Source organism: Paraburkholderia ultramafica (assembly GCF_902859915.1).
GTDB lineage: Bacteria > Pseudomonadota > Gammaproteobacteria > Burkholderiales > Burkholderiaceae > Paraburkholderia > Paraburkholderia ultramafica.
This window is the reverse complement of sequence record NZ_CADIKK010000051.1, coordinates 25,755-34,651: the sequence shown is the minus strand read 5'-3', so window position 1 is coordinate 34,651 and position 8,897 is coordinate 25,755. Positions and strand designations below refer to the sequence as shown.

Genomic DNA, 8,897 nt, shown 5'->3' with positions numbered 1-8,897 from the left:
GCCGCGCTCAGCCATCATCTCGACAAGATCACGCAGACTGAGCTTGTAGCGCAGGTACCAGCGCACGCACAGAATGATCACGTCGCGGTTAAAGTGACGGCCCGAAAACAGCTCGTCCATACTTTTCAGCTTGCTCATTGTCGGATGATGAGTTCGGGGAACAACACTTTAACCGATTCACCTGCTCTATTTGCACCAGAGCTTCGAACGTCTCAGTGCGGTCCACTACGCATTCAAAACGCTCGCGTATACGATGATTAACCTGCGGCATTATTGCTAAGTGTCATCGCAGGTGCATGCTGTTGCCCGATGGCGCGTCGCGTCATGAACGGCCACGTCATTTCCATCTGCATTCCTGAGGATAATGCAGACATCGACATCTCAATACCCATCAATTTCCGCAACCATCCATCCAGTTTCGCGTGTTTGCGGATGTCGCTCGCCAACCCCGGGCTTGCGGAGGACTGAAACGCGCAACCAGTTGACAAAGAAATCGATCCCACTCTTGCCCGTTGAGTGGGGGGCAAGCTTCGACTTATTCCGGTCCGTCACCTTGTCGCCGAGCGGAGGCTCACGAACCGGTTGTCATCGCAATCGTGCCGGTTGCCTGTTCGTCGGCTAGTCGGGAAGACGTGAAAGCCATCGGCTGCGCTGGCCATGATATGGAGTCGTGGCATGCCGCTCCCCGTCCCATTACCACGTTACCACTCACACGCGTTTTCACCCTCGCGCCCGCGTATGAGAGAAAGGGCAGCTTCATCGTCGGCTGTGAGCAGGTTTGCGCCCACAAGCTTTTCCTTACACACAGCTTCGGCCAGGCTCCGACCTCGATACTGCATGAGCCATCGGACAGGCCACACCCGCGCGGTCCCGTCAGCGGACGCGGTCACCACCTTCTGGCCGTCCGGGCTGAAGGCGACGGAACCAACTGCCCCCCGATGCCCGCTGAGCTGCGCGATCATCTGGCCCGTCGCCGCGTCCCACACCATCGCGGTCTGATCCGCGGACGCGGTCGCTACCCGCTGGCCGTCCGGGCTGAAGGCGGCGGAAAAAACTGTTCCCCGATGCCCGCTGAGCAGCGCGATCTGTTTGCCCGTGGCCACGTCCCACACCCGCGCGGTCTGATCCGCGGAGGCCGTCGCTACCCGCTGGCCGTCCTTGCTGAAGGTGGCGGAAAAAACTGCCCCCTGATGCCCGCGGAAGAGTGCGATCTGTTTGCCGGTCGCCGCGTCCCACACCCGCGCGGTCTGGTCTGCGGACGCGGTCACCACCCGCCCGCCGTCCGGGCTGAAGGCGGCGGAGTTCACCGCCCCCTGATCTCCGGAGATCTTCGCGATCAGCTGGCCGGTCGCCGCATCCCACACCCGCGCGGTCCTGTCACGGGACGCAGTCACCACCCGTTGGCCGTCCGGGCTGAAGGCGGCGGAAACAACCGGCTCCTGTTGCCCGCTGAGCAGCAAGATCTGTTCGCCCATTGCAGCATCCCACACCCGCGCGGTCCGATCCACGGACACGGTCACCACCCGCCGGCCGTCCGGGCTGAAGGTGGTGAAGTTCACCGGCCCCTGATGTCCGGTGAGCTGCGCGATCGCCTGACCTGTCGTCGCATCCCACACCCGCGCGGTCCTGTCATCGGACGCGGTCACCACCCGCCGGCCGTCCGGGCTGAAGGCAGCGGAGCTCACCGGTCCCTGATGTCCGGTGAGCCGCGCGATCAGCTGGCCGGTCGCCGCATCCCGCACCCGCACGGTCGTGTCTGCGGACGCGGTCACCACCCGCCGGCCGTCCGGGCTGAAGGCGGCGGAGAAAACTGGTCCCTGATGCCCGGTGAGCCGCGCGAGCACCTGGCCGGTCGCCGCATCCCACACCCGCGCGGTCTTGTCATCGGACGCGGTCACTACCCGCCGGCCGTCCGGGCTGAAGGCGGCGGAGAGAATCGACCCCTGATGCCCAGTGAGCTGCGCGATCACCCGGCCGGTCGCCGCGTCCCACACCCGCGCGGTCCTGTCTGCGGACGCGGTCACGACGCGCCGGCCGTCCGGGCTGAAGACGGCGGAGAAAACCGGTCCATGATGCCCGGTGAGCTGCGCGATCACCCGGCCGGTCGCCGCGTCCCACGCGCGCGCGGTCCCGTCTGCGGACGCGGTCACTACCCGCCGGCCGTCCGGGCTGAAGATGGCGGAATAAACCCAATCCTCCCCCTTGAGCTGCAAAATCTGTTTGCCCGTAGCCGCGTCCCACACCCGTGCGGTCCCGTCCACGGACGCGGTCGCCACCCGCCGACCGTCCAGGCTGAAGGCAGCGGAATAAACCCACCCCTGATGCCCGCTGAGCAGCGCGATCTGTTTGCCCGTAGCGACGTCCCATACACGCGCGGTCCTATCCCAGGACGCGGTCACCACTCGCTGACCGTCCGGGCTGAAGGCGGCGGAATCAACCGGCTCCTGGTGCCCGCTAAGCAACGCAATTTGCATTGATGCATGCGCGCCACGCATGAGCTCCAGCTCTGCGTCTACCGATCCCGGCAAGAGCCAGCTTTTCCCCATCGCCAGCATGGCGAAGCGCATTGCGCGGTCATAAATTCCCGCGTCGTTCGCCGTCGTCGCGGCCGACACCAACACAAGGGAAGTCTGGCGTGCGACCGCCCGAGTCTGGTAAATGAACCACCCACCTGTCGCAATCAGAATGACCACGATCACGCCCAACAGTACCTGGATGCGTCGCCGCGCGCCCTGTCCGTGTCTGTTCGTCCTTGACATGGGCTTGCTCCTCAGCGATTTGTTGCAACTGCGACTCGCGCTCGGGGCGTGCGATCTCCCGCGCCCGCGGCAAGCCCGTAAATAGGCAAGGCCATCCGCGCCCGTTAGCCGATCGCCGACGTGGGCCAGCCAAGTCGCCCCCTGCTCGGTCTTTTGCCACTCCTGCGCAGTTCGCTGCACGATGTCGACTGACTTGAGTGCATCTGCGTCCGCGTCGAGCCAGTTGGTAAGGGTCGGTCACTGTCGAAACGACGCCTCGTGCGCGACTTCAACGATTGTGACCTCCTCATTGCCAGGTTCGACCTTGCCCCGGTCTCGCAGCAGCAGTCGATGCCGGATGAGACTCTCCAGGACTGCATGGGAGGGTTCGGGAAGCTCATCCCAGCGTAATTGTCGCCGCCCAGGTGTGTGGCTCTGGTGCCGCACCGTGCCAATTCCGAGCAACGCCTATGGTGCGCATCGAGCGGTTGGGTACGGCCATATTGTTTTCCTGAATTAATCGATCAGTCGACAGTCGGCTCACGCCTGGGCGCCCGACGCGCTGGGGAGTGAGGACGTTCATACCTATGCAGCCGATCGCGATTTCCGATTCGGGAGCAAGCGTGAATCGCCGAGCCCGGCCAGCCGGAGCGTGTCGGCGATCGGCCGCGCGCGACCCACAACTGCCAATCGTGTAGGCGAGACATTTGACTGTTCGCCTCCAACAAACAGCCGCTCATCGGCTCGCTACGAGAAGAGCTCTTCCGAGCAAGCGCGCTCTGCTGCTGCAAAGTCATTGGAGCGTTGCAACTGGGCGATTCATCTTGCGAAGCAGGTAGTGCATGCCGTGTGCGCTCAGCCGGCCCCCACGTGCATTTGGGAACAATGGCTGATTCGCGGCCCGCGGCGGCTCCCGAACCCACGCGGCTAAGACGGCACGAGTGTTCTTGCTCAACGGTGTGCAACGCTCCTTCCGATCATGCAAATATTTCCATGACAGAAAACAGCGCCAGTGTCCGCTATGGCCTGACACCGTGCAAGAGTTGTGCAACCTCGCTGGTCAACGTCCCCCTCAGGAACGGGTATTCCTCAACCGCTGTGGGCAACCCCTGACGCGTTTCGGCATTCACGCGGTCGTAGAGCGTTACGCTGCCAAGGCGCGAGCCAATATGCCCTCGCTCCGCCTCCAAGCGCGTCAGCCCGCACAGCATCAGACATTCAACTGCGACCCACCTGCTTAGATCCGGCGTTGATATCAATAACCGTACGGGCGTGGCTTGGTCATGTCTCCATCGATACGACCAACGTCTACGCCGAAATTGATTTGGAGATGAAGGCCAATGCCCTCGCGAGGCTTACTATCCCCAGCGATCGAAAGGCGAACCGGCGGTGGGCCAAAGATCCCGCGCTGATGGCGTTTCTCCGGACCTTGTTGCAGGCTGTTTATTTGGCGCTCAGCCGACTGGATCCTGTGAGGATCGCGGCTTGGGCGCCGCAAGGCCACATTTGAGCGAGCACCACATATCGCCCAACGGTGTTGACCTTTTTCAGCGTAGCTTTAAATGAGGAAGTCGAGCCGGACTGCGGCGCCGCTGAGTGGGGGCCTTTTCCCTTGAACGCATCGAGATCTGGGCCTGACGCAGCCTTGCTGCCGATCGTCGACTGTGAGTCGTCGGATATGCCGAGCGTGCGGTCAGGTTGTCGCTCAAGCCCAGATTGCCTTTCCGCTAGGCATCGATTGGCACATCGAACTGCGTTCCGCAGCTCGGGCATTTAACTGGTTCGAATTTGTCTTGAGCCGGCAACGCCGCGAGCGGCTGCTCCTTGCCGGCTAAGTAGCAGACTGGGCACGGAAAGGCCTCGTGCGACTTCAGTCTGTGCCACCGATCAACGAAGCGGTCGACGTCATGCGTCGACGCGCCGATCGCCTCGAGATGATCGAGCAGCACGTGAAATAGAGCTGGATTCTGCATTTCGGGCTCCGAAGCTATTCCGGATCAATGTCGAATGTCGTGCGGATTCAGGCGTCCGCATCGCGTACGTACGCTCGACCGCGCTCAGAGATCAACCAGCCACCGTTCGCTGACTCTTCGATAAAGTCGCGCTGCTGGAGTTCGCTCTCAACGTCCCATTCCAACATGAGCGGCCGCTCGCCAAGAGGCCGACTGGCAAGTTCGCGCAGCGCTTCTTCCACCTTGGGGCTGAGTTTTTCTGCCATAACCGTCTCCAACGTCATTTTCGATGCTTCGATTGTCGCCGAAGCTCACAGCGTCGACGCATGAATTCAGAGCTTGCGCTCTTCGAGCAATTTGCGGGCAAGAGCGCGCGCGGCATCCCGCGCTTGAACCTCCCGCGCAAATTCCTCTTCGGTCTGATGCTGCTCGGCCGACCCCGGATCATCCCCTATGCGGCGCAGGTGTACGAATCCACGGTAGAAGCCTTTCACAGTCTCTATCACCCGGACGCGCGCCACATGCGTGTGAGTTGCATAGACTTCGTCATCCATGGCGTCCTCCTTGCCAACTACCAATGGATCGTAGCATGAGCGAAACGCGCCGCACGGTTGCTTCTACGATTCGTCCGCCATTGGCGATCGAACAATAACGACGCTCACCACCTCGGTAAATTTCTACTGCGGCCTGCGTCTTCGAAGTCAGATGTCCGAATACGCCAATGCGCAAGGTCACCCGCAGCATTCACGAAGCTGCCCGCGACGAGGCCACGCGCATAGCGACAACGCCCGCGTACAGGAAATCTTGCCGTGAGCGAAAGAAGGTGGAAATGTTCTTCGCTCACCTCAAACGTATCCTGAGGCGTGACCGCTTGCGACTGCGTGGACCAACAGATGCGTACGACGAGTTCTTGCTGGCGGCAACCGCACAAAATCTGCGACGAATGGCGAAGCGGCTCATGCCGGGAAACACAAAGATGAAGATTGCTGCTGGGTGACGCGCAACGAAGCTGTAGCACCGACGAGATCAACATGTTCGGAAACGGTGACAGATCGGCTTCGAGTTCTTCGTCGTCTCTCTACCAGCACATCCGGTTACCGTGACAATGCCGTCGCTCGCCATACCGGCCTTCAGTTGGAGCAGCGCGTGGTACTTTGTCACGGATATGGGCTGCGTGCCAAACCCTCGTCATGGTGACTATACTGAAAGAGGTCGCCTTGATCCACGCGTGCCTCGTTCAGGCGACGGGCGCAGGATGTCAACGCGAATATGTCTGGCTGCGGGGGGAAACGTATGTTCAAGCATCTGCTGGTGCCGACCGATGGTTCGGCCCTCTCCGAAGCCGCCATTCAAATGACGGTGACGCTCGCCATGGAAAGTGGCGCCAAAGTCACGGGGCTCCACGTCATCCCGGAATTTCATGTCCTCGCGTACGGCACCGAAATGATCGCGGACACCGAGGAGCGAGTCGTCCAGGCCACCCGACAGCATGCGGATGACTACCTCGCGGTCATCGCAAAAGCGGCTGCGCAAGCAGGTGTCGAGTGCGATACGGTTGCTACGAATCGCGCCCACCCGTACGAGGCGATTATCAGCGTTGCAGCACAACGAAATTGTGATCTCATCGTCATGGCGTCTCACGGACGAAGCGGCATGCGCGCGTTGTTACTCGGCAGCGAGACCCAAAAGGTCCTGACGCACAGTCAGATCCCGGTCCTCGTCGTCCGGCAGTCGACGCAAGCCGGCCCATCCAGCACCCCAGCAACCGCATCAAGGCCTTCTCCTCCATAGGCAGTATGACTTCGCGTGAGAAAAAGGCTGGCCCGCCGTGAGGAATCAAACGCCGGTCCGGTACGCGGCTCACACCGTCGTCGGCACCACAACGATGCTGGCAACGGTGAGCGTGGATTCCGGTCTTTAAATCAGTTTTCGATATTCTGGATATCAAACAACTAATGTCTGGACGGGCGAGTGGGTATTCGCGGGCATGGAGCGTGTCTCTCCAGAGCGGTCCGTGACGAAGATCGATACACTGACAAGGTTGTGCATACAGGTCTAGAATGAAATTGATGTTGCGTCGTTCGCGAAATGCTTCTCCCGAAACGGAAAGCGGCTGGCGACGTGACCAGGAATCCCCACACAGGACAGTGTCACTCGCTGCACACGTGCGGATTTCGTTTCGATGCAATCAGGACCAAATAGGTCCTGATTAAAACAGGAGATGTCCCGATGTTGCGCATGAGCAAACTTGCCGATTACGGCACAGTGATCATGACCGCGATGGCGCGCGATCCGGATGCCGTCCACAGCGCAAGCAGCATTGCGGCGGCGACCGGCGTCGCGATGCCTACGGTGTCAAAGGTGCTGAAAGTGCTGACGCGGGGTGGTGTCGTGGAGTCGCTGCGCGGCACAAACGGCGGTTACCTGCTGCCGCGGCCGCCCGGGCGGATCACGCTGGCGGAGGTGATCGCCGCTGTCGACGGCCCGATCGGGATGACCGAATGCAGTACTACGCCAGGCCTGTGTATCCAGGAGGCGGCGTGCGCGGTCCGCGCCAACTGGCAGAAGGTCAATCGCCTGATCTACGAAGCGTTGCAGCAGGTCACGCTGGCAGACATGGCGGGCCCCACCTTGCGCGCGGTCGATATCAGCGCGATCCGCGCGCGCAGTATCCCCAGCCACCGCGCGGGCGCGACGCCTGCGCGCACGTCCATTGACGGAGGCCACGCATGAGCGCATCCGCAACGGGTTTCGATGAACTGATCAGCCGCGAATACCAGCATGGTTTCGTGACCGACCTGGAGGCCGATGCGCTTCCGCGCGGGCTGAGCGAGGACGTGGTCCGGCTCATTTCGGTGAAGAAAGACGAGCCGGCGTTCATGCTCGAATGGCGGCTCGCGGCGTATCGTCACTGGCTCACGATGATCGAACCGCATTGGGCGACCGTCGAACACCCGCCGATCGATTATCAGAACATCATCTATTATTCCGCGCCGATGACGCAGAAGAATCGTCCGAAGAGACTCGATGAAGTCGATCCGGAACTGCTGCGTACCTACGAAAAACTGGGTGTGCCGCTGAGGGAGCGCGAACTGCTGGCGGGCGTGGCGGTGGATGCGGTATTCGACAGCGTGTCGGTAGCGACTACGTTCCGCGAAAAGCTGGCGGAACTCGGCATCGTGTTCTGTTCGTTCTCGGATGCCGTACAGCATCATCCCGAACTGGTGCGAAAGTATCTCGGCTCGGTCGTGCCGCACACCGACAATTTCTTCGCTGCGCTCAATTCCGCCGTGTTCAGCGATGGGTCGTTCTGTTACATCCCGCCGGGCGTGCGCTGCCCAATGGAACTGTCGACCTACTTTCGTATCAACGCCCAGAACACCGGGCAGTTCGAGCGTACGCTGATCGTCGCGGACAAAGGCGCGTACGTGAGCTATCTGGAAGGCTGCACCGCGCCGATGCGCGACGAAAACCAGCTGCATGCCGCGGTGGTCGAGCTGGTCGCGCTGGCAGGTGCACAGATCCGCTATTCGACGGTGCAGAACTGGTATCCGGGCGATGCATCGGGCAAGGGCGGCATCTACAACTTCGTGACCAAACGTGGCGACTGCCGCGAGGCGAATTCGAAGATTTCATGGACTCAGGTGGAAACCGGCTCGGCAATTACGTGGAAGTATCCGAGCGTGATCCTGCAGGGCGATGACTCGGTCGGTGAATTCTATTCGGTGGCGCTGACCAACCACTATCAACAGGCCGATACCGGGACGAAGATGGTTCACCTCGGCCGTAATACGCGCAGCACAATTCTGTCGAAAGGCATTTCGGCTGGCCGTGGAAAGAACGCGTATCGCGGCCTCGTGAAGATCGGCCGTGCGGCGGAAGGCGCGCGCAATTACACGCAGTGCGATTCGCTTTTGCTCGGAAACCGTTGCAGTGCTCACACATTCCCCTACATCGAGGTCAAGAACCCGACCGCGAAGGTCGAACACGAAGCATCGACGTCACGCATCGGTGAAGACCAGTTGTTCTATTGCCGGCAGCGTGGGTTGTCACCGGAAGATGCGGTGTCGATGATCGTGAACGGCTTCTGCAAGGAAGTCTTCAAGGAGCTGCCGATGGAGTTTGCCGTCGAGGCGCAGAAGCTGCTCGGCGTCAGCCTGGAAGGCGCTGTGGGGTAATCCACAGCGATTCGCGAGGGATTCGGGCC

8 protein-coding genes and 2 pseudogenes are annotated in these 8,897 nt (G+C 61.3%); 5 read left to right on the top strand and 5 right to left on the bottom strand.

The features are described 5' to 3' along the window. Positions 1 to 138: pseudogene (locus tag HV744_RS33165) on the bottom strand (IS6 family transposase); the annotation flags it as partial. A gap of 186 nt (positions 139 to 324) precedes the next feature. Between HV744_RS33165 and HV744_RS33160 the strand changes: the two are divergent. Then, complete coding sequence (locus HV744_RS33160; RefSeq protein ID WP_175153530.1) at positions 325 to 468, top strand: hypothetical protein; 144 nt, start codon at positions 325 to 327, stop codon at positions 466 to 468. Positions 469 to 701: 233 nt separating this feature from the next. Here the strand turns inward: HV744_RS33160 and HV744_RS33155 are convergent, their stop codons facing one another. From HV744_RS33155 to HV744_RS33135, 4 genes are all read right to left on the bottom strand, one after another. After that, complete coding sequence (locus tag HV744_RS33155) at positions 702 to 2,759, bottom strand: WD40 repeat domain-containing protein (protein ID WP_246279310.1); 2,058 nt, start codon at positions 2,757 to 2,759, stop codon at positions 702 to 704. A 1,706-nt stretch (positions 2,760 to 4,465) separates the two neighbouring features. Further along, a complete protein-coding gene (locus tag HV744_RS33145; protein ID WP_175153529.1) occupies positions 4,466 to 4,711 on the bottom strand; it encodes a hypothetical protein in 246 nt (81 codons plus the stop codon). Between the two features lie 47 nt (positions 4,712 to 4,758). Then, the gene (locus HV744_RS33140; RefSeq protein WP_175153528.1) at positions 4,759 to 4,956 is read right to left on the bottom strand and encodes a hypothetical protein; all 198 of its coding nucleotides are present in this window, start codon (positions 4,954 to 4,956) and stop codon (positions 4,759 to 4,761) included. A gap of 66 nt (positions 4,957 to 5,022) precedes the next feature. Next, entirely contained in the window at positions 5,023 to 5,244 is a 222-nt protein-coding gene (locus HV744_RS33135) for a hypothetical protein (protein WP_175153502.1), read from the bottom strand. 134 nt (positions 5,245 to 5,378) lie between these two features. Between HV744_RS33135 and HV744_RS33130 the strand changes: the two are divergent. The 4 genes and pseudogenes from HV744_RS33130 to sufB all read left to right on the top strand — a co-directional run. Beyond that, a pseudogene (locus tag HV744_RS33130) lies at positions 5,379 to 5,687 on the top strand (transposase); the annotation flags it as partial. Positions 5,688 to 5,983: 296 nt separating this feature from the next. Next, positions 5,984 to 6,481 carry a universal stress protein gene (locus tag HV744_RS33125; RefSeq protein ID WP_175153527.1) on the top strand — a complete coding sequence of 166 codons (498 nt, stop codon included), beginning with the start codon at positions 5,984 to 5,986 and terminating at the stop codon, positions 6,479 to 6,481. 438 nt (positions 6,482 to 6,919) lie between these two features. Beyond that, positions 6,920 to 7,423 carry an SUF system Fe-S cluster assembly regulator gene (locus HV744_RS33120; RefSeq protein ID WP_175153526.1) on the top strand — a complete coding sequence of 168 codons (504 nt, stop codon included), beginning with the start codon at positions 6,920 to 6,922 and terminating at the stop codon, positions 7,421 to 7,423. Next, complete coding sequence (gene sufB, locus HV744_RS33115; protein ID WP_175153525.1) at positions 7,420 to 8,868, top strand: Fe-S cluster assembly protein SufB; 1,449 nt, start codon at positions 7,420 to 7,422, stop codon at positions 8,866 to 8,868. Before HV744_RS33120 ends, sufB begins: the two co-directional genes overlap by 4 nt. The last annotated feature ends 29 nt before the right edge of the window (positions 8,869 to 8,897 follow it).

Bases quoted from the DNA above. Each gene is read 5' to 3' on its own strand.
- HV744_RS33160 (WP_175153530.1), top strand. From the start codon at position 325: ATGAACGGCCACGTCATTTCCATCTGCATTCCTGAGGATAATGCAGAC.
- HV744_RS33155 (WP_246279310.1), bottom strand. From the start codon at position 2,759: ATGTCAAGGACGAACAGACACGGACAGGGCGCGCGGCGACGCATCCAG.
- HV744_RS33145 (WP_175153529.1), bottom strand. From the start codon at position 4,711: ATGCAGAATCCAGCTCTATTTCACGTGCTGCTCGATCATCTCGAGGCG.
- HV744_RS33140 (WP_175153528.1), bottom strand. From the start codon at position 4,956: ATGGCAGAAAAACTCAGCCCCAAGGTGGAAGAAGCGCTGCGCGAACTT.
- HV744_RS33135 (WP_175153502.1), bottom strand. From the start codon at position 5,244: ATGGATGACGAAGTCTATGCAACTCACACGCATGTGGCGCGCGTCCGG.
- HV744_RS33125 (WP_175153527.1), top strand. From the start codon at position 5,984: ATGTTCAAGCATCTGCTGGTGCCGACCGATGGTTCGGCCCTCTCCGAA.
- HV744_RS33120 (WP_175153526.1), top strand. From the start codon at position 6,920: ATGTTGCGCATGAGCAAACTTGCCGATTACGGCACAGTGATCATGACC.
- sufB (WP_175153525.1), top strand. From the start codon at position 7,420: ATGAGCGCATCCGCAACGGGTTTCGATGAACTGATCAGCCGCGAATAC.